Genomic DNA, 24,091 nt, shown 5'->3' with positions numbered 1-24,091 from the left:
GTGTGGCGGGCTTTCCGGTTTCGGTGGATCAGCCGACGGTGGTGGGGTTCGCCAGGCCCGCGGGTTCGTCGTCGTCCTCGTCGGACTCGGCCGTCTCACGCCGGTTGCGGATCACGCTGGTGATGAACGCCGCTCCGATGAAGGCCACACCGACCAGGCCGCTGATCACCTCGTTGACGTGGACGCCGATGGTGATGAGCAGGATGATCGCCAGCGCGCCGATGGCCCAGAACGCGCCGTGCTCGAGGTACACGTATTCCGAGAGTGTGCCCTTGCGCACCAGGTAGACGGTGATGGATCGGACGAACATGGCGCCGATCAGGCCCAGGCCCAGAGCGATCAGGATCGGGTCGGAGGTGATGGCGAACGCGCCGATCACGCCGTCGAAGGAGAACGAGGCGTCGAGCACTTCCAGATACAGGAACAGGAAGAACGCCGCCTTGCCGGTCGCCTTGACGATGGCCGAGGGTCCGGCGGCGGTCTGTTCGTCGGCGTGTTCCTCGGCATGGAACAGGGAGCCGAGCCCGTCGACCAGGATGTAGGTCATCACGCCGAGGATGCCGGCCAGTAGCACGGTGGACCGGTCGTCGTCGGCCGCGATGAATTCCGCCGCGATGACAATGGCGCCCAGGGTGAGCACCACCGCGAGCATGTCGAGTTTGGCGAGCTTGGCCAGCGGGCGTTCGATCCAGCCCAGCCAGGTGATCTCGCGCTCCTCGAGGATGAAGTCGAAGAACAGCAACAGCAGGAACGCGCCGCCGAAGGCCGCGATCTGCGGGTGCGCGTCGGTGAGCAGCTTCTCGTAGGAGGGGCTGCCGTCGGCGAAGGTGAGCGCTCCGCCGGCGGGCGGGTTCATGGCCAGATCGAAGGTGCGAATCGGGTTGAGGCCCGCGGTGATCCACACGATGGCCAGCGGAAACACCAGGCGCATACCGAAAACCGCGATGACGACGCCGACGGTGAGGAAGATCCGCTGCCAGAACTCGCTCATCCGCTGCAGAACGCTGGCGTTGATCACGGCGTTGTCGAAGGACAGCGAGACCTCGAGGACGCCGAGGATGGCACACAGCAGCAGTGCCGTGGGACCGCCGTACACGAGGGCCGCGAGCAGCGACAGTACGGTGACGATGATGGACAGGCCGAATATTCGCACCGCAGCTGGCCTTTCGTTGTGCCGGGGTCGGGGACTGGAGGGGGTGGGCACACGAAGAGGGCTCGTGCGACCGAGCCCTCTTCGGGTCGCTATCTATTCGATTCAGACATTGACGCCTCAGACATTGACGCCGAAGTCGCGAGCGATGCCCGCGAGGCCGGAGGCGTAGCCCTGGCCGATCGCGCGGAACTTCCACTCACCATTGTTGCGGTAGAGCTCGCCGAACACCATGGCGGTCTCGGTGGACGCGTCCTCGGAGAGGTCGTAGCGGGCCAGCTCGGCGCCGTTCGCGCGGTCCACGACCCGGATGTAGGCATTGCGGACCTGGCCGAAGCTATGGCCGCGCGAGTCGGCGTCGTAGATCGACACCGGGAAGAAGATGGACTCGATGGCCGGCGGGGTGTTCGCCAGGTCGATATTGATGACCTCGTCGTCGCCCTCGCCCTCACCGGTCAGGTTGTCGCCGGTGTGCACGATGGTGCCCTCCGGGGACTGCAGGTTGTTGAAGAACACGAAGTGCTTGTCCGACAGCGCCTTCTTCTCCGCGCCGGTCGCGATGGCGCTGGCGTCCAGGTCGAAGTCGGTGCCGGTGGTGGTCCGGACGTCCCAGCCGAGGCCGACGGCCACCTGGGTCAGGTTCGGAGCCTGCTTGGTCAGTGAAACGTTGCCGCCCTTGGACAAACTGACACCCATTGCGGGAATCCTTCCGTTGTAAAGCGTTTGAAGCGTTTCTTGGCCAACCGTGTGTCCTGCTCATCGGTTTCGCCGCCTCGACAGTAATGGTTTTCCCAAATCTTGGATAGGGAAGGCTCAACCCTACCGCTCGGAAGCAACTATCAGACGACAGGTTTCCACAACGCGTCGTCATTGTCGCCCCAACGACCGGGTTCTCCTACCATCGGGGGCGTGGCAGGCCGTCGACGCGGATGGTTCCGGGCACCCCGGAACAACGAATGGGTGCAGCAGGCCCGGCAGGTACTGACGACCGCATTCCTGGATATGGACCAGCGGCAGACCATTGCCGAGGCCGCCGTCACCGCCTCGGCCGCGCTGTTCCCCGCGCGCGGGATGGCCGCGCGCTGGGAACCGGTGCGCGCCCGCTGCTATGACGCCTCCGGCGCCTACCTCGCCCTCGACGACCGCCTGGAGCAGGCCGAACGCGAGGACGGCGGCCCCGTCACCCAGCCCGAGATCGATACCGTCATCCGGAGACTCGCCGACGCCGCGCGCGGGGTCGACGAGTTCTACCGGGGCAATCAGCCACACCTCGAGCACGCGGTCGCGGTGTACGGCTCGGTGCCGCAACTGGTCTCGCAGGTGCATGCGCAGGCGGCACAGCTGCGGCAGGCCGCCGACGCCTCGGCCCACGCCGCCTACCCCTCGATCCGGCAATGCGCGGCCGCCGTGGATGAGGGGCTGCTCACGCTCGAGGCCGCGGTCGCGACCGGCACCGGCGGCGCCGCCCGCGACGCCGCCACCCGGCTCGAGACGCTGAACCGTGACCTGTCCACCGCCCTGGAAGCCGCACCCGGCAAACAGCATTCGGCCACCACCGCCCTCGCCTCCGCCGCCACCCGGCTCGACGCCGCCCGCAACCGCCTGGACCGCATCGCTCCGGCCATGTCGGCGCTGCTGCGGGAATTCGCGGCTGCGTCGTCGAACGATTTGGCCAACAATGAGCGACAAGCCCGGGAGGCCGTCGCGGCCGCCGACGCGGATCTGGCCCGCGCCCGGGCCGCCCTGGCCAATCACGACCCGGAGGACGCGCTCGACCTGACCACCGCCGCCCGCACCCACCTCGCCACCGCCGAGGAGCGCGCCGAGACCGTGACCGATCGGCTCGCCCTGCTGCGCGCGGTCCGCGACCAGCCGGCCGAGCGCGCCAAGGCCGTCCGTTTCAAACTGCGCGACGCGCAGATGCTCGCGGTCAACAAAGGCGTGGTCCCGCAATGGGGTTCGGTGCTCGACGCCCAGGCCGAACGCCTGGATCGCGCGAGCGCGGGCCTGACCGGACGTCACCCCGACTACTGGGCCTATGTGTCCGAACTCGACGCCATCTCCGCGTTCGTCGCCGGAGTGGTCGAGCGCATGCGAAATACCGACAGATAGACCGAAAGACAGCAGGAGGACGACCGCGACGATGACCGCGATGATCACCAGCGATCCGGATGTCGCGCCGGTCTCCCTGCGGAAACGCTTCCCGCTGAGGCATTTCCGGCAGGTGCCGGGCCCGGAGCTGCGGCGGCTGTTCCACCGGCTGCCCGAACCCTTCGGCGGCTCCGTCGACCGCCACCTGCTGGCCATGGCGCTGGGCGCGACCCTGTACGTGCCCGCCACGCGGCCCGATCTGACCGCCACCATCCTGCGCCGCGCCGAACGCGGCGTGTGCTCGATGGTCATCGACCTCGAGGACGCGGTCGCCGACCACGCCGTCGAAGCCGGGAAATGGCAGGCCGCTCGGACCGTCGACGAACTGGCCGACAGCGGCGAGGCCTACCCGCTGCTGTTCGTGCGGGTCCGCGACCCGCACAGCATCGGCGAGATCGCCGACCGGCTCGGGCCCGGTGCGGCGGCGCTCACCGGCTTCGTGCTGCCCAAATTCGACAGCTCCTGCGCGGCCGACTACCTGCACGAGCTGGGCCTGGCCGCACAGCGGCTGGGCCGCACGGTCTTCGGTATGCCGGTGCTGGAATCCCCCGCCCTGGTGCACCGCGAGACCCGCGACCGTGAACTCAGCCGCATCGGCGCGCTACTCGCCGAGCACCGCGAACGGATTCTCGCGGTGCGGATCGGGGCCACGGACATGTGCTCCACCTTCGGGATTCGCCGCGACCGCGACCTCACCATCTACGACGTGCGCGTGGTCGCCGACGTCATCGCCGACATCGTCAACTACCTGGGTCGCACCGACGGCACCGGCTTCACCATCACCGGACCGGTCTGGGAGTACTTCGCCGACCACGCCCGCATGTTCCGGCCACTGCTGCGCAACTCGCCCTTCGCCGAGGTGGGCGCCGTCCCCTTCCGGCAGTCGCTGGTCAGCCGCGATATGGACGGGTTGCTGCGGGAGATCACCCTGGACCGCGCCAACGGGATCCAGGGCAAGACCGTCATCCACCCCTCCCATGTGGCCGTCGTGCACGCCCTCTCGATCGTCACCCACGAGGAATACGCCGATGCCGTCGACATCTTGAGCACCGCCGCGGGCGGCGTCGCCGCGTCCGAGTACCGCAACAAGATGAACGAAATGCGCCCGCACCGCAGCTGGGCGCATCAGATCATGCTGCGCGCCAATGTCTTCGGCGTCGCCAATCAAGGAGTCTCCTTCGTGGACCTGCTCGAGGCCCTGGTCGAATCGTGACCGTGGACCCCGCTCTACCGTGGGCCACCCGGCACCTCGGCCTCACCCTCCGCCACATCGATTCGGCACTGCAGGAACCCGATTGGCGCATCGACACGCTCGTCGAACCCGGCCTGCGCCGCAACCCCCGCCGCGCCCACCTACTGGTCTCGACCGTGCTGGGGAAACATCTCCCCACCGACCCGCATCGCGTCCTCGACGCGGGCAACCGCCTCGGTGACCTGGTGTGCGAGCTGCTCACGGAAGATGGTGCGCTGCAGCGGAATCGGCTGGTCACCGCCGCGGTGGTGCTGGGCTTCGCCGAAACCGCGACCGGACTCGGCCACACCGTGGCGGCCCGCCTCGGCGCGCGGTGCTACCTGCACTCCACGCGCCGCGACGTGCCCACCGCCGAGACCCTTGCCGGTTTCGAGGAGGGCCACTCGCACGCCACCTCGCACCTGCTGCAGCCGATGCCCGCCGCGATATTCCACAACGACCTGCCCATGGTGCTCGTCGACGACGAGATCTCCACCGGTGCAACCGCTCTGGACGCCATCCGGGCCCTGCACACGCGCACTCCCCGCAGCCACTACATCCTGGCGTCGCTGGTGGACATGCGCGCGAAGGCCGACCGCCGCGCCTTCGACACGGCGGCCGCCGAACTCGGCGCCCGCATCGACACCGTCTGCCTGGCCAGCGGCAGCACCCGCCTGCCGGCGGGCCTGATCGACGCCGTCACCGCGCTGCCCGAGCCCGTATTCAACCCGATCGCCGATCGCACCGGCGCCTGCCTGCGCGTCGAACTGCCCTGGCCGCAGCAGGTTCCCGAGGGCGGCCGCCACGGCTTCCTCGACTCGGATGCCATGCCCTTCGATGCGGCGCTCACCCGCGCGGTGGCCGAGCTGACCCGTGCTCTCAGGACAATGACCGAGGAGCTGGACCCGCGGCGTCCGGTGATCGTCATCGCCCACGAGGAACTCATGTACCTGCCGCTGCGTATCGCCGCGGCCCTGGCAGACAGCGGAATCCCCACCCGATACCAGACCACGACGCGCTCCCCCGCCTACGTCCTGGACGAGGCCGGCTACCCCTTGCGCCGCGGATTCCGTTTCACCGCACCCGAACTCGGCGAGGAGAGTCCGCGCTTCCTCTACAACGCGCGCTGGCCGGGCACCCGGACCGCGGCCGACCCGATCCTGCTCGTCATCATCGACTGCCCCGCCGACACCGAAAAGCTTACGGCTACAGGTGGACTCGTAGACATCCTGACCGCGTCGGGCGCAGACGTGCTGCTGGCCGTGCTCCCCGACGCGGACCCGCGTGCCCTCGCTGCCGCCCGCTCGAGCCGCGCGCACGAGCTGCCGGAACCGTTGTGTGGGCCGGAGTTCGGGTCGTATGCGCGGGATGAGGTGGCGTGGCTGTTGACCGATCTGTCCGGGGTGGCGCTGGAAGCCGATGTGGCGGAGCGGGAACGGCGGATTCAGGCGGGGGTGGCGCATTACGCGGAATCGCTGCCGGTGGAGTATCAGCCGGACGCGGTGTATCGGGAGTTGTTCGAGCGGGTGCTGGCGGAGAGTGCCGAGCGGCTGGCGCTGGCGGTTGCGACCGTGTCAGAGTTGGTGATCAGCGAGCGGGGTCGCGACGTGGTGCTGGTGTCGCTGGCTCGGGCGGGGACGCCGGTGGGGGTGCTGATGCGGCGCTGGCTGGGGGGCCGGGGGATCGAGGTTCCGCACTACGCGGTGTCCATCGTGCGCGATCGGGGAATCGACGCGACAGCGCTGGAGTACCTTGCGCGGCACCATGATCCGGCGCAGATCGTGTTCGTGGACGGATGGACCGGCAAAGGCGCGATCACCCGGGAACTGACCGCCGCGCTGCATGCCCATCATGCGGCGGGCGGGGCGCGATTCGACCCCGACCTCGCGGTGCTCGCCGATCCGGGCAGCTGCGTGCGGACCTACGGCACCCGCGACGACTTCCTGATCGCCTCGGCCTGCCTGAATTCCACTGTGTCGGGACTTGTTTCGCGCACGGTGCTCAACGCCGGCCTGATCGGGCCGGGACAGTTCCACGGGGCCAAGTTCTATCGCGAGCTCGCGGGCCAGGATGTGTCCGGCCATCTCCTCGACACCGTCAGCGTCTGTTTCGACCGGGTGCGGACGCTGGTGGACGCGCGGGTACGCGACCTGCGAGCCGCCGACCGGACCCCGACCTGGGCAGGCTGGGAGTCGGTGGAGCGGGTGCGGGCGGCATACGGGATCTCCAGCGTGAATTTCGTGAAACCCGGTGTGGGAGAGACGACCCGGGTGCTGTTGCGCCGGGTGCCGTGGCGGGTGCTGGTGCGGGATCCGCACGCGGCGGAACACGCCCATATCCGCCTGCTCGCCGCGGCACGCGGCGTGCCGGTCGAGACGGTGCCGGATTTGGCGTATGCCTGTATGGGCTTGATCAAGGAAGTGAAGGGGTAGCCGGTGCGGCAGCACGGGATGATGGTGGCGACGGATCTGGATCGCACGGTGATCTACACGCGGGCGGCCTTCGGGCGTGCGGAACCGGACACGGTGTGTGTGGAACACCATGAGGGACAGCCGCTGTCGTACATGACGGTCGTCGCGGCGCAGCGGCTGAGCATACTCGCGTCGGCGGCGGCCGTGGTTCCCGTCACCACCCGCACCATCGAGCAGTACCACCGGGTCCGGCTGCCCGGCGGGCCGCCGCCCTATGCGGTCACCAGCAATGGCGGCACCATCCTGCGCAACGGGCTCCCTGACCGGCGCTGGCGTTCCGCACTGGACGCGCGGGTGCGCGCCGAATGCGCCACCCTGGTCGAGGTGCGCACCGAATTGCGTGCGCGCGTGGACGAATCCTTCGCCCTGCGCCTGCGCGAGGCCGACGACCTGTTCTGCTACCTGGTGGTGGACCCGCAGCGGGTGCCCGCCGGCTTCCTCGCCGACTGGGACGCCTGGTGCCGCCCGCGCGGCTGGACCGTCTCCCAGCAGGGCCGCAAGATCTACACCATGCCCGCGCCGGTCGGTAAGAGCCGCGCGGTGCAGGAGGTGCGCCGCCGCCTGCTCGACGCCGGCGAACTGCATCCCGAGTCGCGCCTGCTGGCCGCGGGCGACGGTGCGCTCGATGCCGAGATGCTGTGCACCGCCGACGTCGCCATCCGGCCCCGCCACGGCGAACTGGAACAGCGGAACTGGAACCACCCGCGCGTGGCCGTCACCGCCGCTTCCGGCATCCGCGCCGCGGAGGAGATCCTCGACTACTTCCTGCGGGTCCGGTCCTGATCAGCGCCAGGCGGCCAGCAGGGTGTTCGCCGCCTCGGTGAGGGCGCGCTGCAGGAACGGGCCGAAACTGACCCGCGCCACGCCGAGTTCGGCGAAGTAGGCGGGCGAACCCTGATCGGGAAGGCCGATGGCATTCACCGGCAGCGGCAGCTCGGCGGTCAGCGTGCGCTGCACGTCCGGCTCGTGCCGGCCCACCGGGTACAGCACGTCCGCGCCCGCCTCGGCGGCCAGTCGCAGCCGGGTGAGCGCGCTCTCCAGCCGCTCCTCCGGGGCGCCGGTGTCGGGGCGCAGGAACACGTCGGTGCGGGCATTGATCACCACGTGCACGCCGGTGGCGTCCGCGGCGGCGCGCAGCTCGGCGATCAGGTCGGCATGCTCCTGCGGGGTGCGCAGCCGCCCGCCCTCGCTGTGCACGGAGTCCTCGAGATTGAAGCCGATCGCGCCCGCCTCGAGCAGGCCCTCGATGATCCGGGAAGGCTTCTCGGCGTAGCCGGACTCCAGGTCGACCGACACCGGAATATCCACGGTGGCGGTGATCTCCCGCACCCGGCCCAGCACCTCGGCGAAGGTCATGCCCTCCTGGTCGGGCTTGCCCATCGAATCGGCGAGCGGGTGGCTGCCGATGGTGAGCGCCCCGAATCCGGCGTCCTGCACCAGCTTCGCGGACCAGGAATCCCAGACCGTCGGCAGGATCACCGGATTGCCGGGCTGGTGCAGGGACAGGAACGTCGTGGCTTTGTCAGCGAGGCTGGTCATGATCTCGATTCTCGGCCAGGGCGCGAACTTTGGCGACTGCCCGCGCCGCATCGGGTCCGGTTGCGCTGACTTCCAGCCGCTGGCCGGGGAGCACGCCGAGGGTGAGCACCCGGGTCAGGCTGTCGCCCGGGACCGGACCGGCGCCGGTGGTGGCATTTCGTAGCGCCACCACCGCCTCGACATCGCGCAGGGCCGAGACCAGCTCGGCGGCCGGGCGGGCGTGCAGGCCGTGCTCGTTCGTCACCTCGATGATCTCGGTGATCGCCGAATCATCCACAGGCTGCAGAGCTGTGGATGATTGTGGATCGCCGGCCGGACCGGCGCCGGCGGAGTCGCCGAGCTGCGCGTGTTTGGCGGCCAGGGCGTTCCCGGCCTCCCGTGCGACCGCGTCCAGATCGGCCCCACCGCCGGCCGCCGCCAGCGCCGACACCAGGCCCTCGACCAGCGGCCCGGTCGAAAGTCGCACGGCGACAGGCGATTCGAGCAGGTCCAGCGCGGTCTGGGCGGACAGCACCGCGCTGCCCAGATCCATCAGAACCACGACGCCGTCCCCGGAATCCGCGGCGGTGATCGCCTCGGCGACGGCGACGGCGTCCGTACCCAGTTCGGTGCCGGACAGTCCCGCCGCGATCCGGACGGCCACACCCTGATCGGGCAGCAGCCCGGCGGCCAGCGCCACCGCCGCCTCGGCCAGCGCCCGGCTGTGCGAGACCACCACCAGGCCGATCATCGCAGCGCCCGTACGGCCGCCCGGACCAGCAGGGCCGCACTGGTGGCGCCCGGATCCTGGTGTCCCGCACTGCGTTCACCCAGATACGAGGCCCGCCCCTTGCGCGCGACCAGCGGCGTGGTGGCGTCCCGCCCGGCCTCCGCGGCGGCCGCCGCGGCATCGAGAGCCTGTTGCGCCGACCCGCCACCCGCCACCTGCTTGTCGAGGGCGTCCGCCGCGGGTCCCAGCGCGTCCACCATGGTCTTGTCGCCGAGCTCGGCCTTGCCGCGCGCGATCACACCGTCCAGCCCGGCCCGGAACGCGCGCGCGAAATCGGCTATATCGGAACCACTTTCGATCGCCGCGGCGAAGCGCAGGAAGAACGTCCCGAACAGGGGACCGCTGGCACCGCCGATGGTGCGGATCAACACCAAGGCGGTCTGCTTGCAGACCTCCCCGGGGCTCCCCGGAGTCGAATCATCCAGCGCCGCAACGGCGGCCGCCATGCCACGCTGCATATTCGTGCCGTGATCGGCATCGCCGATCGCCGCGTCCAGCGCGGTCAGCTCGGTGGCGTTCTCGTCCACCAGCGCCGCGAAGTCGCGCACCCACGCGGCCGCGTCCACCACCGCCATCAGATTCCCCAGCGCAGCGCCGGAGTCCGCACGGGCGCGTCCCACAGCGCCGTCAGCTCCTCGTCCAGCCTGGTCAGCGTGATCGAGCAGCCCGCCATTTCGAGCGAGGTGATGTACGGGCCGACCAACGAGCGCTCGACGTGGATCCCGTGCCCGCGCAGGATCTGCGACACCTCGTCGAACATCACATACAGCTCGATGAGCGGCGTGCCGCCCATCCCGTTGAGGAAGCACAGCACCCGATCACCCTGCGCGAAGGGCAGATCCGCGAGGATCGGCTCCAGCAGCATCTGCGCCACATCCCGCGCCGGGGCCAGCGGCACCCGCACCCGGCCGGGCTCGCCGTGGATGCCGATGCCGATCTCCATCTCGTACTCGCCCAGCTCGAAGGTCGGATGCCCGACCGCCGGGACCGTGCACGAGGTCAGCGCCATACCCATGCTGCGCGACCGCGCGTTCACCGCCTCCGCGATGCGCGCCACCTCCGCCAGCGGCCGGCCCTGTTCGGCGGCCGCGCCCGCCATCTTCTCCAGGATCACCGTCGCACCCACCCCGCGCCGGCCGGCGGTGTACAGGCTGTCCTGCACGGCCACATCGTCGTTCACCACCACCGACCGCACCTCGGTACCGGTCTCGGCGGCCGCCAGCTCGGCGGCCATCTCGAAGTTCATGACATCGCCGGTGTAGTTCTTCACGATGTGCAGCACGCCCGCACCGGCGTCCACCGCGGCGGTAGCGGCCTGAATCTGGTCGGGTACCGGCGAGGTGAAGATCTCCCCCGGACAGGCCGCGTCCAGCATGCCGAGCCCGACGAATCCGCCGTGCAGCGGCTCGTGACCGGAGCCGCCGCCCGAGACCAGGCCCACCTTGCCCGGAACCGGCGCGTCTCCGCGCACCACGAATCGCTGTTCGGCATCCACCCGCAGTTCGGGATGCGCCGCGGCCAATCCGGCCAGCGCGGCAGCCACCACCTCGGCCGGATCATTGATGAGCTTCTTCACCGAATTCTCCCCTCGGAAGGCCGGTTCGGGTCCCTGCGAGCCAGACTCGCACCGCCGGTGCGGCTTTGGTGGCGATTCCGGCTAATGCTGTGGTTCGGAGGGCTCCTCCAGCGTGCGGGCCAGCTCGATATCGGTGACCAACTGCACCATCAGATCCCGCAATTCGCAGTCGGGCAGATGCTCGGCCGCGAACGCGAACGGCTCGGACACGTCCAGCCCGCCCTGGGTGGCGGCCAGGATCACCCACGGAATCCCCACCTCGGCCACCCCGAGCCGCTCCCGGATCAGGTCGGTGGTGTCGTCCACCAGTCCGGCCCAGGCGGCCACCGCGGCCGTCATCTCCTCGTCCAATTCGGCGCGGCGGCGCTCCAGCAGCCCGGCATCGGCGCCCGCCTCCTGCATGGGCGTGGTGCGCACCGACCCGTCCTCGTACACCTGGAAGCCCTCGTTCACGCAGATGGTGCCCAACTTCACCTCGGCCTCGGCCAGTTCGGGCAGGCTGCGCAGGCAATCCAGCACCGCATCCAGGGCCGCCACCAGGCGGTCGCGAATATCGCGGCGGCGCACCAGCTCCCGATCGGCGTCCTCGCGCTCGGACAGCACCTGCTCCACCGCGCGGCCGATCTGAAAGGCCATGGCTGTGGACTCGGGGGCCCAGCCGCCGCTGGGGACGTACTCGCCACGCTTGGGGGTGATGGTGTCCAGGAAAGCGTTCACGGCATCGAGCAGGTCGCGCAGCTGGTCTCGGGACACGGCGGGGTGCCGGAAGGCTCGCAGATACTGTTCGTGCGCTTCCGCGGGATCGACCTCACCGTCGCTCACCCAGCCGATACTGCCACGCCGTCCGGGTATCCCCGGACACCACCGCAACCACGGCCCCGGTCCGTGTCGCCGCGTTCTCGTAGAGTGGCAACGACAGCACCGACAACGAAGGGTCGATCTTGTCCGCAGTTTTGGTGAAGGGCCAGAACGGCCCTCTGAGCGTCCATGATCTGGTGATCAGCGTGCAGGTATCCGCACCGGCCGACCTGTCCGCACTGCTGGTCACCACCGCGGGCACGGTGCGCTCCGACGCCGATTTCGTGTTCTTCAACCAACCCTCCGGGCCCGGTGTGACCCTGCGGCCGGGCGCACCCGGTCAGCCCGCCGTCCTGGCCGTGTCGCTGGACGCGATTCCCGCTGATATCGAACAGCTTCGGGCCGTCATCACCCTCGACGACGCCAACGCCAGCTTCGGCCGGCTACCCGCTCCGGTCGCGCAGGTGAGCGACGTGGCCGGAAACGTGTTGTACGAGTACCGGATCGAGGACCTCAGCACCGAATCCATTGTCATCGCACTGGAGTTGTACCGCCGCCAGGGCGGATGGAAGGCCCGCGCCGTCGGACAGGGCTACGCGGGCGGATTCGCCGCGCTGGTCACCGACCACGGCGTCCAGGTGAACGAGGCCCCGCAATCCCCCGCCCACTCCCCGGCCCCGCCGCCCCCACCCGCGCCGCAGCAATTCACGTCCCCGCCACAGCAATTCGCGCCCGCGCCCGAACAATTCGCGCCCGCGCCGAGCGGATACCCGACCCCCGCGCCCACCGGTGACTACGCGCCGACCGGCGGTTATCCGCCGCCCACACCGGGACAGGGTTATCCACAGCCCACCGAGCCGTACCCGCCGGTCCGGGGCTACCCGCCGCCCCCGCAATACGTGCCCACCGGCGGCTACCCGCCGCCCGCACCGACCGAGCAGTACCAGCCCACCGGTGGCTACCCGCCGCAGATGGGCACGGGGTATCCGCCTCCGGGACAGTCGTATCCGCCGCCGCCCACCTACCAGCAGTCCGGCGGCGGTTACCCACCGCCGGCCCGGGATGACCGCGATCTGCCGGTCGGTCACGCCGTCAGCCTGGTCAAGGGTCAGCGCATCAACCTGCGCAAAGAAGGCGGCAGCGCACTGGGTTACGTGAAGATGGGCCTGGGCTGGGATCCGGTCAAGCGCGGCGGCATCTTCGGCAACAAGTCCGTCGACGTGGACCTCGACGCCTCGGTGGTGCTCTTCGCCGATCACAGCCCCGTCGATGTCGTCTACTACGGCAGCCTCAACTCCAAGGACGGGGCCATCCGCCACCAGGGCGACAACCTGACCGGCGAGGGCGAGGGCGACGACGAGGAGATCATGGTCGATCTCTCCCGCATCCCGGCCCACGTCACCACGCTGCTGTTCATCGTGACCTCCTACAAAGGCCACACGTTCGAGCAGATCGCCAACGCCTACTGCCGCCTGGTCGACAGCGCCACCAATGCCGAACTCGCCCGCTTCACCCTCGCGGGCGGCATGTCCTTCACCGGCATGACAATGGCGAAGGTGTACCGCCCCGCCCCGGGCGCGGACTGGAAGCTCGAGGCCATCGGCGAGGGATTCCAGGCCAAGCACCCCGGCGAGGCGGTGCCGCAGCTGGCCCGCTTCCTCTAGGGCACCGGCATCGGTTGCCTGGGTCGCAGCAACGGCGGCAACCAGGCATTCAGGGGATCGGGGGCGCGGTCGATGATGCCGCCCCCCGGATCGTCGGCGCCGTCACGGCGCACCGGATCCTCACCCGGACGGTAGATCTGCCGGATCACCAGGACGCACAACGCGATCACCGCCAGATCGCGCAGCACCACCGTGCCGGTGAACCACTGCTCGGGCAGGCCCTTGTGGTCCTGGCCCAGGTAATAGAACATGCGCGGCACCCAGACCAGGGCATCGATCGTCATCCACGCCAACAGGATTCGCCGCTGCGGCAGCGCCAGCACCGCCAGCGGCACCAGCCACAGCGAATACTGCGGGCTCCACACCTTGTTGGTCAGCAGGAACGCCGCCACCACCAGGAACGCCAACTGCGCCAGGCGCGGCCGGCGCGCCGCGGTCAGGCCGATCCAGCCGATGCCGGCGCAGGCCGCCAGGAACAGCAGCAGCGATACCGCGTTCAGCACCGTGGGCGCCTGCTGCGCGGTCAGTACCCCGTCGAAGCCGGTCCAGCCGGTGAACGAGGTGATCACGTTGTAGACCGAATCCGGGTCGGCGTGCCGTTCGGTATTGAGCCGGAAGAACTCCCACCAGCCGTTCGGATACAGCGCCGCGATGGGGGCGTTCACCGCCAGCCAGGTAATGGCCGCCGCCGCGATGGCCCCGCCCGCCGCACGCAGCGGCCGGATGCCGCCCCACGCCGCCTCGTCCTCACCGAGGCGTTCGGCGCGGGCGCACAGGATCAGGATCGGCCCCAGCAACAGCAGCGGATACAGCTTCGCCGCCCCGCCCAGGCCCAGCAGAATGCCCGCCAGCACCGGCCGCCGCCGCGCCCAGGCCAGCAGCCCGCCCGCCGCGAAAGCCGTTGCCAGCGTGTCGAAATTGGTGAACGCATGCACCAGAACCAGCGGCGACAACGCGATCAGCGCGGCATCCCAGACCCGCCGCCCGGCCGTCAATGCCGTCGCCCAGATGGTCACCAGCCAGGCCAGCGACAGCCCGATGGCCACCACATTGAAGTAGATGACCACCTCCAGCGCCTTGTGTCCCGGCAGCGGGGACAGCTTCCACGCCTTGGCGATTCCCATGGACACGTACTGGTACAGGCCCGACAGCACCGGATACTCCATGTACCGGACCTGCGGACGGCCGTCGGGGAACTCCACCCACTGCTTCTTGTACGGGAAGGCGCCCTCGTTGAGATGCTCGGCCCCGTACAGCGGCACGGTGTCGGAGTAGCACATGGCGATGTACTGGCGGCCGTTGTTCCAATCCAGGCCCATGACGCCGTTGGCGTCGGGCCGCTGCTGGATGCAGCCCGCCTTGCCGAACCAGCTGAACGCCAGGAACAGCACCGCGAACGCCATCAGCACCCGCATAGGGGTCCAGAAACGCACCCGGCCGATCACCGCGTGGTCGCCGACCGGCCCGCCGATCAGATCGCAGAGCTGCGCGGTCAGCGTATCGGTGCGACTGGGTTTGTCCCGGTCGTCGGCCGACCGCAGATCGGCCGCCAGCGGCTCCGGCGACTCGTAGGCCACCGGCGTATCGCGCTGTGCGCCAGCATCTTCCACTCCAGCTGCCTCCCCCGGCTTCAGCGCGTCACCGGCCGGCGCGCCCGAGGCGCCCGGCCGGTGCACCAGTTCCTGCTCGATCACGGCAGCAGGCTACCGAGTCTGCTGCCGTCCGGTGCCGTTGCCGTTCCCATTGCCGTTTCCATAGCCGCCGTTCGGTGCGGTCGTCGGTGTCGAACCGTCGGCCGGCGCCGTCGGCTGACCCGGCAGTGGACCGGTCCCATTGCCATTGCCGGTCCCGTTGCCAGTGCCCGGATCCTGCGTCTCCGGCTGAGATTGCCGCTGGTTCTGCGGGTTCGGCGCCAGCCCCGGAACCGGAATCGACCACGGCAGACCCGGAATCGGCATCTGGCTGGTGGTGATCACCGGCGGCGCCACCGGCTGCTCGGTGGTCGAGGGCGCGGTGTACGGCGCCGACCACGACGGCACACCGGCCTGACCGCCGATCACGCTCGGCTTCGGGAAGTTCTCGTTGGTCGTGCCCTTGAGGGCGCCGTCCATCGTGGCCTTCCAGATGTCGGCCGGCAGACCCGAGCCGTAGATCATGCCGCCGCTGGCATTGCGCAGCGCGTCACCCTGATCGGTACCCACCCAGACCGCGGTCGACAGCGACGGGGTGAAGCCCACCATCCAGGCGTCGCGGTTCTCGTTGCTGCCGTCCTTCTGGTTGGTACCGGTCTTGGTGGCCGAGAGGCGGCCGCCGGCGAGCTGGTGATTGCGCGACCACGCCGCGATGGGCTTCATCGCGTCGATCACGTTGTCCGCCACCGCCGCCGAGACCCGCTGCTCACCCGCGGTCTCACCACGGTCCAGCAGCACGGTGCCGTCCGAGGCGACGACCTTCTGCACGAAGTGCGGCGCGTGATACATGCCCGCGGCGGCCAGGGTCGCGTATGCCGAGGCCATGTCGAGCGTGCGCACCGGGTACTGGCCCAGCACGATGCCGTTGTTGGGCGCGCTGCCGTCCGGCTCGACCAGCGTCTTGCCCACGCCCGGAATGGTGTCCGGGATCCCGAGCTTGTGCGCCATGTCGGCGATCTTCTGCGGGCCGTTGCCCGGCATGTCCAGCTCCATGCGGTAGAAGCTGGTGTTCAGCGAGCGCTTGAGCGCCTCGGCGATGGTGCACATACCGCACTGCTCGCCCTCGACATTGGTGATCGTGATGCCGTGCACGGTGACCGGCGAGGAGTCGTACAGCGTCGAGAGCGGCTTGCCCATCTCCAGGTTCTCGGCCAGACCGAACACCTTGAACGAGGAGCCCGGCGGCAGACCCTGATTCGCGTAGTCCAGGCCCTGGCCGTCGGAGCCGCCATAGTAGGCGCGCACCGCACCGGTCTTCGGATCCACCGACGACAGCGCGGTGCGCAGCTTGTCGGGTTCGCCGTCCATCACCTTGGTGACCGCGTCCACCGCCGCCTGCTGCGCCTTGGAATCGATGGTCGTGGTGATCTGCAGGCCCTCGGTGTTCAGATCGTGCTCGTTGATGCCGGCGGCCTCGAGCTCCTTGAGCACCTGGGTCTTGATCAGGCCCTCCGGACCGGAGTCCAGCGTCTTGTCCTTCTGCGCCTGCGCTGCCGGAATCACGGTGGGGTACTGCATATTCGCGCGGTCCGTCGCGGGCAGGTTGCCGCCGTCGACCATGCCGTCGAGCACATACTTCCAGCGTGCCTGCGCCCCTTGCGGATTCTTCTCCGGATCCAGGTTCGACGGCTGCTGAATGGTCGCGGCGAGCACCGCGCCCTCGGCCACCGACAGGTCCTGGACCTTCTTGTCGAAGTACGCCTTGGACGCCGCGTCGATACCGTAGGCGCCACGGCCGAAGTAGATGGTGTTCAGGTACGCGGCCAGGATCTGATCCTTGGACCACTGCTTGGCCATCTTGGCCGAGATCACCAGCTCGCGCAGCTTACGGGTCAGCGAGTGCTCGTTACCGACCATCGCGTTCTTCACGTACTGCTGGGTAATCGTCGAACCACCACCGGCGTCCGTATTGCCGGTGAGCTGACCGACGAACGCGCGGCCGAAGCCTTGGATGGAGAAGCCCGGGTTTGTGTAGAAGGAGCGGTCCTCCGCGGCGATCACGGCATTGCGCACGTGCGGCGGAATCTGGTCGATCGTCACATCGGTGCGGTTGCCCTCCGGCGGAATGACTTTCGCCAGCACCGAGGTGCCGTCGCTCATGAACATGGTGGCCACCTGATTGTTCTTCAGGTCGCCGGGCTGCGGCACGTTCACCGTCGAATACGCGTACAGGAACACCGAACTCGCCAGCCCGAGCACCAGCGCCATGCCGATGTAGACCAGGCGCCGGGCCAGCCGCCAATAGGAGGTCTTGCGGGGCGAGCCCTTGCCGCCCTTGCCGCCGCCTCCGCCCGAGCCGCCACCAGGCCGCCGCGGCGGCGGCCCCGAGGGCGTGCCGCTCTGCGCGCGCCGGGCCGCGGGCTGCGCGCCCGACGGCGGACGGGTGCGGTCCTCGGCCGGGCGTGGCCGGGTGCCGGTGCCCGAGCGCGCCGCACGATCGTCGATCCGCTGGGTGCGATCGGAGGTGGCCGCGCGTGAGTTGTGATTCGGAACCGCCTGGCGCGCTCCGGTATTCACCTTCTCGTTCGGGCCGGAATTGGCGGAATTGGGAAACTTGCGTGTCGCATCCGGATTGCCGGAACGCTGGGGCGGCGGCCCGGGACGCCGCGGCGGCTGACCGCCCTGCGGCGCGGGTCCGCGCTGCGGCTGCCCGTTGGGGCCGCGCGGCGGCATGCCGCCGGGACCGCCCACGGGTCCGCGCTGCGGGCCACCATTCCCCGGCGCGGGACGCCCCGTGGGCTGGCGTGCCCCAGGCGGCGGTCCTGCCGGTCTCGCTCCACCTCCCTGCGCTTGCGGCGGGTAGCCGCCGGGGCCGGGTTGCGAACCGCCACGGGGGCGGCCGCCGTGCGGTCCGTCGTCATAGGGCGATGTCACAGCCTGGCTCTCCAATAGTTAGTTCGATACGGTCCGGGGTGGCTCGATGCGGTCACGCGTGCACCGCGGCGGGCAGGCTCCTGCCCGCTGTTCAGCAGTCGACGTGGCCTCTCACTCGGCGGCAGTGCGCCGGGCGCCGGTGCGCCGGCGGCGTGTCGGCGCCGGGGCCAGTCCCAGCACATAGGACTGCACCAGATGGTTCCAACTACAGGTCCGGCACACCTCGACCACATGCACCGAGAACTCTTCCCGAGTCTCGGCCAACCGGACCAGTTCCTCCGGCGTGCGGGCGGAGCCCGCCACGGGACCGAGCCCGTCGCCGTAGACCCACGATACGAGAGTCAGCTGCTCCTTCCTGCAGATAGGGCATGTGACCTCGCTCCCCCGCCCATGGAACTTCGCCGCACGCAATAGGTACGGATTCGCATCGCACACTTCGGCGACGTCCACCCGGCCCGCGTAGACGTCGGCCAGCAGGGACCGGCGCCGGAGCGCATAGTCCACTACCTGCCGCTGTATTCGCACGCGACCCAGAGTACTTGCGGGGCCCCGGAGCCCGCACGCGCTGTTCCGCCTCCCCGTAACTTTTGCGGGCGGCCGGGAGCTGTCGGCACTGGTCACCCGTGCCGGCGGTTGGGTGCCAACACGATCTCCCGATCGGGTGGAGATCGGTCGTCACGTTCGGATACGCGGTATGGCGCGTGCAAAATATATCGGCGCGATATAGTTTGGAACTGCATCCATCGGTTAGATCTGAACAGTCAGGAGGTGAAGCCCGTGCTCGAGTTGGCAATCCTCGGGCTGCTCCTCGAATCACCGATGCACGGCTACGAGTTGCGCAAGCGGCTCACCGGTCTGCTGGGCCCGTTCCGGGCCTTCTCCTACGGGTCGCTGTATCCGGCCCTGCGGCGCATGCAGTCCGACGGCCTCATCGCGGAGGAGAGTCCGCAGGGCTTGGCAACGCGCCGTGCGCGGCGGGTCTACAACCTGACCGACACCGGGCGGGAGCGGTTCGCCGAACTGCTCGCCGACACCGGACCACAGAACTACACCGACGACGGCTTCGGCGTTCATCTGGCCTTCTTCGGCCGCACCCCCGCGGAAGCGCGGATGCGAATCCTGGAGGGGCGGCGGAGGCAGGTCGAGGAGCGCCGAGAAGGACTGCGGGAAGCGATAAAACGCGCCAGCGGGCAACTGGACCGCTATACCCGCCAGCTCCATCAACTCGGTCTCGAATCAAGCGAGCGCGAAGTGCGCTGGCTCAACGAGTTGATTGCTGCGGAGCAATCGACGAAGGCGGCACCACAGAAAGAGGGAAATATCGGCCATGAGTGAGATCAACACCGAAGTTCGGGTGGCCATCGTCGGCGTGGGTAACTGCGCATCTTCCCTGGTTCAGGGCGTGCAGTACTACAAGGACGCGGACGAGAATTCGACCGTTCCCGGGCTCATGCATGTGAAGTTCGGTCCCTACCACGTCCGCGATGTGAAGTTCGTCGCCGCGTTCGATGTCGACGCCAAGAAGGTCGGCTTCGACCTGTCCGACGCGATCTTCGCCAGCGAGAACAACACCATCAAGATCTCCGACGTGCCGCCGTCGGGCATCACCGTGCAGCGCGGTCCGACGCTGGACGGCATCGGCAAGTACTACGCGCAGACCATCGAGCTGTCCGAGGTCGAGCCGGTCGACGTTGTCAAGACGCTGAAGGATGCCAAGGTCGACGTCCTCGTCTCCTACCTCCCGGTCGGTTCTGAAGAGGCCGACAAGTTCTACGCCCAGTGCGCCATCGACGCGGGTGTGGCCTTCGTCAACGCGCTGCCGGTGTTCATCGCCTCCGACCCGGAGTGGGCCCAGAAGTTCGTCGACGCGGGTGTGCCGATCGTGGGTGACGACATCAAGTCCCAGGTCGGCGCGACCATCACCCACCGCGTGATGGCCAAGCTGTTCGAGGACCGCGGCGTCGTGCTGGACCGCACCTACCAGCTCAATGTCGGCGGCAACATGGACTTCAAGAACATGCTCGAGCGCGAGCGGCTGGAGTCGAAGAAGGTCTCCAAGACCCAGGCCGTGACCTCCAACCTCGAGGGCCCGCTCTCGGGCAAGGTGTACGACCGCAACGTGCACATCGGCCCGTCGGACTACGTCGAGTGGCTCGACGACCGCAAGTGGGCCTACGTCCGGCTCGAGGGCCGCGCCTTCGGTGACGTGCCGCTGAACCTGGAGTACAAGCTCGAGGTGTGGGACTCGCCGAACTCGGCCGGCATCATCATCGACGCCGTGCGCGCGGCCAAGATCGCCCGCGACCGCGGCATCGGCGGCCCGGTCCTCCCGGCGTCGGCCTACCTGATGAAGTCCCCGCCGAAGCAGCTCGCCGACGACGTCGCCCGGGCCCAGCTCGAGGCGTTCATCATCGGGGCCGAGTAGGAACCCTGGAACGGAAAGGGCGGCATCGCGAATCGCGATGCCGCCCTTCGTCGTTCGATGTCAGTCGAGGGAGACGTAGACCTCGACCGAGGTGGGGCCGGTGTAGCGCTCGATCTCCGCGGTGTGGGAGCGGGTGATGGTGCCCGCGTTCTCGGCCTTGGCGACCTTGGCCCACGCGGTGCGCAGCAGGTCGTAAGGCTTGTCGGAGACAACGAATTTCGCGTAGCGGCCCGCCGGGATGCGGGTCATCACATCGCCGGTGTCGAGGTCGGCCATGCCCGAAAGTTCGTATCCCAGAACGGCTACCGCGTGGTCGTTCTGGCCGATGTAGGCCGCGACGCGTTCGACGCTCTTCTCGCGGGCCAGGTAGCGGTCCCAGGTGAAGTTGACCAGGTCCAGGTCGCGGGCGGTGACCTCGCGGCCCGCCAGCGGAATGGTCAGCCCGCCGACCAGGAACTCATCGAGGGTGACGATTTCGAAGTCCACAGCTCCCCTACTCCTCCGCGCTCGTATCCAGCGCGACGAAAACCTCCACCGTCCGGTTGTCCGGATAGTGCTCGAAATCCCCGGTGTAGGCGCGTACCAAGGTGCCGGCCGCCTCGAGGTCCCAGACCGTGCGCCAGATCGACACGATGATGTCGCCGAGATTGTCGCCAGTGCGATTGAAGCGGGCGAATTTTCCGGCCGGGATACGGGCGAGTACATCGCCGGGCAATAGGTCGTCCGCCTTGTTGCATTCGTAGCCCACGATATGTGTCAGATACGAACCGATCTCGGGTGCGTGATCCACATAGGCGGTTGCCGGCGGGCCAGGCAGATCGCGTGCCAGATTACGTTTCCAGGCCTCCTCGACCTTCGCGCGGCGCGGCCCTTCGACCGCGAGTGCCGGACTGCGTAGCACCGTTCCGGCTACCAGCGTTTCGTGGCGTTCAACGACATTGAATTCCACCGGCGTCGCCCCTATGTCTCGTGCTGTCTCCGACCCCACCCTGCTCCCAACCCGCATCCTGCCACCGGCATTCGGAGTCGCTGAATCCGGTGGCGGCTTCCACAATATCCGCGGCTGCGCGGCGATGGGTAAGGAGGCGCGAAACATGATCAACGGGAAGCACGCGACCTCGTCCCGGTGCCCCGGAGGCGTATGCCGGGAGTGCAATTCATTTCGTGACGGTCGGAGTAACTCGTTCGGGGACGTCCGAGATGGGGTCGGCTCTCAATCGCCGACACGCATGCCCGACGTCGACGGATGTCAGCTGTGCGCTGAAGTCTCGGGGAGGCGGGGGGCCTAGCCCGGGACGGGGACGCTGAGGCCGGGGAAGATTTCCACCTGTTTGGGGGTGGGGGCCGGGGGGATGACGAGGACCGGTTCTTGTGGAGGGGACGGGGTGGGTGGGTTGAGGATGTCGTAATTGCCGTTCCCGGGGGGTGTTCCGGAGGTGGGGTCGGTGGGCTGGTTGGGGATCAGGTTGGGGGTGGGGCTGGAGTTGGGGGTGGGGTTGGGGAATTGGTCGATGGGGGTGCCGTCGAGGGCGGCGTCCATGGCTTGTTTCCACAGGTCGGCGGGCAGGCCGGCGCCGTAGATGGGGGCGCCGCGGGCGGTGCGGATGGGCTGGGACTGTTCGGTTCCCATCCAGACGGCGGTGGAGAGGGTGGGGGTGTAGCCGACCATCCAGGCGTCCTTGTTCTGGCCGGTGTCGCCGAGCTGGGTGGTGCCGGTCTTGGCGGCCGAGGGGCGGCCGCCGGACAGGGCGTGGCCGTTGGAGTAGGCGGCGATGGGGAGCATGGCCTGGGTCACGGTGTCGGCGATCGAGGTCTGGATGCGCTGTTCGGGTTTCTGCGGGCCGGCGCCGCGGTCGAGGAGCACGCGGCCGTCGCCGGTCACGACCTTCTGAACGAAATAGGGGGCGCGGTAGGTGCCGGAGGCGGCGAGGGTGGCGTAGGCCGAGGCCATGTCGATGGGGCGTACCGAGTAGGCGCCCAGCACGATGGCGGGCAGCGGCGGGCCGCCCCCGTCCTCGGTGAGCGTCTTGCCGGGCATGCCCGGGATCTGGTCGGGGATACCGGCCTGATGTGCTGCGTTCGCAATGGCTTTCGGGCCCTCGAACAGGGACTGGGCCAGCCGGTAGAAGCTGGTGTTGAGGGAGCGCTCGAACGCCTCGCCGAGCGAGCAGACGCCGCAGGACTCGCCGCCCACGTTCTGGATCTTCTCCCCATTGACGGTCAGGGGCGCGCTGTCGAGCCGGTACGACAGCGAAATGCCCTGCTCGAGCGCGGCCAGCACGGCGAAAGTCTTGAAGGCCGAACCGGTTTGCAGCGGGGCCTGCGCGAAATCGAAGCCGATGCCGTCGGGCCCGCCGTAGTAGGCGCGCACCGCCCCCGAGCGCGGGTCGATCGACACCACGGCGGTCCGCAGTTCGCCCGGCTGCCCGCCCAGTACATTGCCGACCGCGTTCAGCGTGGCCTGCTGTGCCTGGGCGTCGATGGTCGTGATGATCTGCAGCGCACCGGTATTCAGCTCGTGGTCGCTGATGCCGGAGGCGCGCAGTTCGCGCAGGACCTGCGCGCGGATCAGCCCCTCGGGGCCGCGCGGGGTGCTGTCGTCCACCCGGGCGGCCGGGACGATGGCCGGAAACTGGGTGGCGGCGCGGTCATTTCGATCCAGCACACCCATCTCGACCATGCCGTCGAGGACGTATCCCCAGCGAGTGCGCAGCTGGTCGAGGTGGTTCTCCGGGTCCAGGAGCGAGGGGGTGCGGATCACCGAGGCCAGGACCGCGCCCTCGGCCAGGGTCAGTTCGGGTGCGGGCTTGCCGAAGTACGCCTCGGCCGCGGCCGAGATGCCGTAGGCGCCGCGACCGTAGTAGATGGTGTTGAGGTAGGCCGCGAGGATGTCGTCCTTGCTCCATTCGCGGGCCATCTTCGCGGAGATGATGAGTTCGCGCGTCTTGCGGCTCAGCGTGCGTTCCGAACTCAGGAAGGCGTTCTTCACATACTGCTGGGTAATGGTGGAGCCGCCGCCCGCGTCGTCGCGGCCGAGCAGGTTGTCGCGCGCCGCACGCAGGAACGCGGAGGTGGAGAAGCCCGGATTGCGGTAGAAGTTGCGGTCCTCGGCCGACAGCACGGCCTGGCGCACCGGCAGGGGTACGTCGGTCAGCGGCACCAGCACCCGATTGCCTTTCGGCGGAACGACCTTCGCGATCACGGTGGTTCCGTCGGAGCTGAGGATGGTGGCGATCTGGTTGGTCTGCACCGTATTCGGGTCCGGGATCTCGGCGCTCCAGTAGGCGATGCCCAGCAGGGTGGTCGGCATGATCGCCAGGACCAGGAACAGTGCCAGCAGCAGCCGCCCGATGCGTTGCCCGCGGGTGCGGCGCGGTTTCGGCGCGGGTTCGGGCTGGTCGGGCCCCCGGGGTGGTTTCGGGCGGCGCCGGGGCCGGCTGTGCGCGTGGAGACGCTGTCGATGCGCGGCCGCTGTGGCCAGCTCGTTCCACCCGGCGGTGTCGGCCGATGACACGCCGGCGGTGCCGGCCGATGACACGCCGGCGGTGCCGGCCGATAACACGCCGGCGGTGCCGGCCGATAACGCCGATTTCCCACGCCGCCTGCTGCGGAACGAGCTCACGAGCATCTCCTTCCGGAGCGTCGACAAAGCTTTCGAGGCGGCCGCGACCACCCCGCGCGGCGGGACCAATGCTAATCGACGCGCCCGGACGGAGCGGGTAAGCGGTTCGGGGACAACGGCCCCGAACCAC

20 protein-coding genes are annotated in these 24,091 nt (G+C 69.0%); 7 read left to right on the top strand and 13 right to left on the bottom strand.

Annotated elements, in window-relative coordinates; all coding sequences use genetic code 11:
• Positions 1 to 28 precede the first annotated feature (28 nt).
• Together ABZ909_RS03405 and ABZ909_RS03400 are read right to left on the bottom strand one after the other, a co-directional pair.
• Positions 29 to 1,153 (bottom strand): DUF475 domain-containing protein, encoded by a 1,125-nt coding sequence (locus ABZ909_RS03405; protein WP_356996010.1) that lies wholly within the window; start codon positions 1,151 to 1,153, stop codon positions 29 to 31.
• Between the two features lie 117 nt (positions 1,154 to 1,270).
• The gene (locus tag ABZ909_RS03400; protein WP_356996009.1) at positions 1,271 to 1,846 is read right to left on the bottom strand and encodes a TerD family protein; all 576 of its coding nucleotides are present in this window, start codon (positions 1,844 to 1,846) and stop codon (positions 1,271 to 1,273) included.
• A gap of 213 nt (positions 1,847 to 2,059) precedes the next feature.
• Between ABZ909_RS03400 and ABZ909_RS03395 the strand changes: the two genes are divergently transcribed.
• The 4 genes from ABZ909_RS03395 to ABZ909_RS03380 are packed head-to-tail and all read left to right on the top strand — an operon-like array spanning position 2,060 to position 7,786.
• Positions 2,060 to 3,262, top strand: a complete 1,203-nt coding sequence (locus ABZ909_RS03395) for a hypothetical protein (protein ID WP_356996008.1) — start codon at positions 2,060 to 2,062, stop codon at positions 3,260 to 3,262.
• Between the two features lie 40 nt (positions 3,263 to 3,302).
• Positions 3,303 to 4,514, top strand: a complete 1,212-nt coding sequence (locus ABZ909_RS03390) for an HpcH/HpaI aldolase/citrate lyase family protein (protein WP_356996305.1) — start codon at positions 3,303 to 3,305, stop codon at positions 4,512 to 4,514.
• Between the two features lie 2 nt (positions 4,515 to 4,516).
• Positions 4,517 to 6,964, top strand: a complete 2,448-nt coding sequence (locus tag ABZ909_RS03385; protein ID WP_356996007.1) for a phosphoribosyltransferase — start codon at positions 4,517 to 4,519, stop codon at positions 6,962 to 6,964.
• A gap of 18 nt (positions 6,965 to 6,982) precedes the next feature.
• A complete protein-coding gene (locus tag ABZ909_RS03380; RefSeq protein WP_356996304.1) occupies positions 6,983 to 7,786 on the top strand; it encodes an HAD family hydrolase in 804 nt (267 codons plus the stop codon).
• Here the strand turns inward: ABZ909_RS03380 and ABZ909_RS03375 are convergent, their stop codons facing one another.
• The 5 genes from ABZ909_RS03375 to ABZ909_RS03355 form a co-directional block, all read right to left on the bottom strand.
• A complete protein-coding gene (locus tag ABZ909_RS03375; protein ID WP_356996303.1) occupies positions 7,787 to 8,545 on the bottom strand; it encodes an isocitrate lyase/phosphoenolpyruvate mutase family protein in 759 nt (252 codons plus the stop codon).
• Positions 8,526 to 9,272 (bottom strand): HPr family phosphocarrier protein, encoded by a 747-nt coding sequence (locus ABZ909_RS03370; RefSeq protein ID WP_356996006.1) that lies wholly within the window; start codon positions 9,270 to 9,272, stop codon positions 8,526 to 8,528. The genes ABZ909_RS03375 and ABZ909_RS03370 overlap by 20 nt, the downstream gene beginning before the upstream one ends.
• Positions 9,269 to 9,886 carry a dihydroxyacetone kinase subunit DhaL gene (gene dhaL, locus ABZ909_RS03365; protein WP_356996302.1) on the bottom strand — a complete coding sequence of 206 codons (618 nt, stop codon included), beginning with the start codon at positions 9,884 to 9,886 and terminating at the stop codon, positions 9,269 to 9,271. The genes ABZ909_RS03370 and dhaL overlap by 4 nt, the downstream gene beginning before the upstream one ends.
• Complete coding sequence (gene dhaK, locus ABZ909_RS03360; protein ID WP_356996005.1) at positions 9,886 to 10,887, bottom strand: dihydroxyacetone kinase subunit DhaK; 1,002 nt, start codon at positions 10,885 to 10,887, stop codon at positions 9,886 to 9,888. Before dhaK ends, dhaL begins: the two co-directional genes overlap by 1 nt.
• A gap of 81 nt (positions 10,888 to 10,968) precedes the next feature.
• Positions 10,969 to 11,709, bottom strand: a complete 741-nt coding sequence (locus tag ABZ909_RS03355; protein WP_356996004.1) for a hypothetical protein — start codon at positions 11,707 to 11,709, stop codon at positions 10,969 to 10,971.
• Between the two features lie 119 nt (positions 11,710 to 11,828).
• Between ABZ909_RS03355 and ABZ909_RS03350 the strand changes: the two genes are divergently transcribed.
• Positions 11,829 to 13,349, top strand: a complete 1,521-nt coding sequence (locus ABZ909_RS03350) for a TerD family protein (RefSeq protein WP_356996003.1) — start codon at positions 11,829 to 11,831, stop codon at positions 13,347 to 13,349.
• Here the strand turns inward: ABZ909_RS03350 and ABZ909_RS03345 are convergent.
• The 3 genes from ABZ909_RS03345 to ABZ909_RS03335 form a co-directional block, all read right to left on the bottom strand.
• A complete protein-coding gene (locus tag ABZ909_RS03345) occupies positions 13,346 to 14,926 on the bottom strand; it encodes a glycosyltransferase 87 family protein (protein WP_356996301.1) in 1,581 nt (526 codons plus the stop codon). The two genes, ABZ909_RS03350 and ABZ909_RS03345, sit on opposite strands and share 4 nt — an antisense overlap.
• A 126-nt stretch (positions 14,927 to 15,052) precedes the next feature.
• The gene (locus ABZ909_RS03340; RefSeq protein WP_356996300.1) at positions 15,053 to 17,248 is read right to left on the bottom strand and encodes a transglycosylase domain-containing protein; all 2,196 of its coding nucleotides are present in this window, start codon (positions 17,246 to 17,248) and stop codon (positions 15,053 to 15,055) included.
• 777 nt (positions 17,249 to 18,025) lie between these two features.
• Entirely contained in the window at positions 18,026 to 18,439 is a 414-nt protein-coding gene (locus tag ABZ909_RS03335; RefSeq protein WP_083869388.1) for a DUF5318 domain-containing protein, read from the bottom strand.
• Between the two features lie 252 nt (positions 18,440 to 18,691).
• Between ABZ909_RS03335 and ABZ909_RS03330 the strand changes: the two genes are divergently transcribed.
• The gene (locus ABZ909_RS03330) at positions 18,692 to 19,249 is read left to right on the top strand and encodes a PadR family transcriptional regulator (protein ID WP_356996002.1); all 558 of its coding nucleotides are present in this window, start codon (positions 18,692 to 18,694) and stop codon (positions 19,247 to 19,249) included.
• The gene (locus tag ABZ909_RS03325; RefSeq protein WP_356996001.1) at positions 19,242 to 20,339 is read left to right on the top strand and encodes an inositol-3-phosphate synthase; all 1,098 of its coding nucleotides are present in this window, start codon (positions 19,242 to 19,244) and stop codon (positions 20,337 to 20,339) included. The genes ABZ909_RS03330 and ABZ909_RS03325 overlap by 8 nt, the downstream gene beginning before the upstream one ends.
• A gap of 60 nt (positions 20,340 to 20,399) precedes the next feature.
• On the opposite strand, the gene ABZ909_RS03320 is transcribed toward ABZ909_RS03325, so the two are convergent.
• The 3 genes from ABZ909_RS03320 to ABZ909_RS03310 all read right to left on the bottom strand — a co-directional run bounded on the left by ABZ909_RS03320 (position 20,400) and on the right by ABZ909_RS03310 (position 23,967).
• Complete coding sequence (locus tag ABZ909_RS03320) at positions 20,400 to 20,825, bottom strand: GyrI-like domain-containing protein (protein WP_356996000.1); 426 nt, start codon at positions 20,823 to 20,825, stop codon at positions 20,400 to 20,402.
• 7 nt (positions 20,826 to 20,832) lie between these two features.
• Positions 20,833 to 21,288 (bottom strand): effector binding domain-containing protein, encoded by a 456-nt coding sequence (locus ABZ909_RS03315; protein WP_356995999.1) that lies wholly within the window; start codon positions 21,286 to 21,288, stop codon positions 20,833 to 20,835.
• Between the two features lie 336 nt (positions 21,289 to 21,624).
• Positions 21,625 to 23,967, bottom strand: coding sequence for a transglycosylase domain-containing protein (locus tag ABZ909_RS03310; RefSeq protein ID WP_356995998.1), 2,343 nt, complete (start codon positions 23,965 to 23,967; stop codon positions 21,625 to 21,627).
• Positions 23,968 to 24,091 lie beyond the last annotated feature (124 nt).

Origin of the sequence: Nocardia sp. NPDC046763, assembly GCF_040645495.1 — a bacterium.
Classification (GTDB): Bacteria; Actinomycetota; Actinomycetes; order Mycobacteriales; family Mycobacteriaceae; genus Nocardia.
Note: the sequence above shows the minus strand (reverse complement) of the source record. Positions and strands in the feature narration are given on the sequence as shown.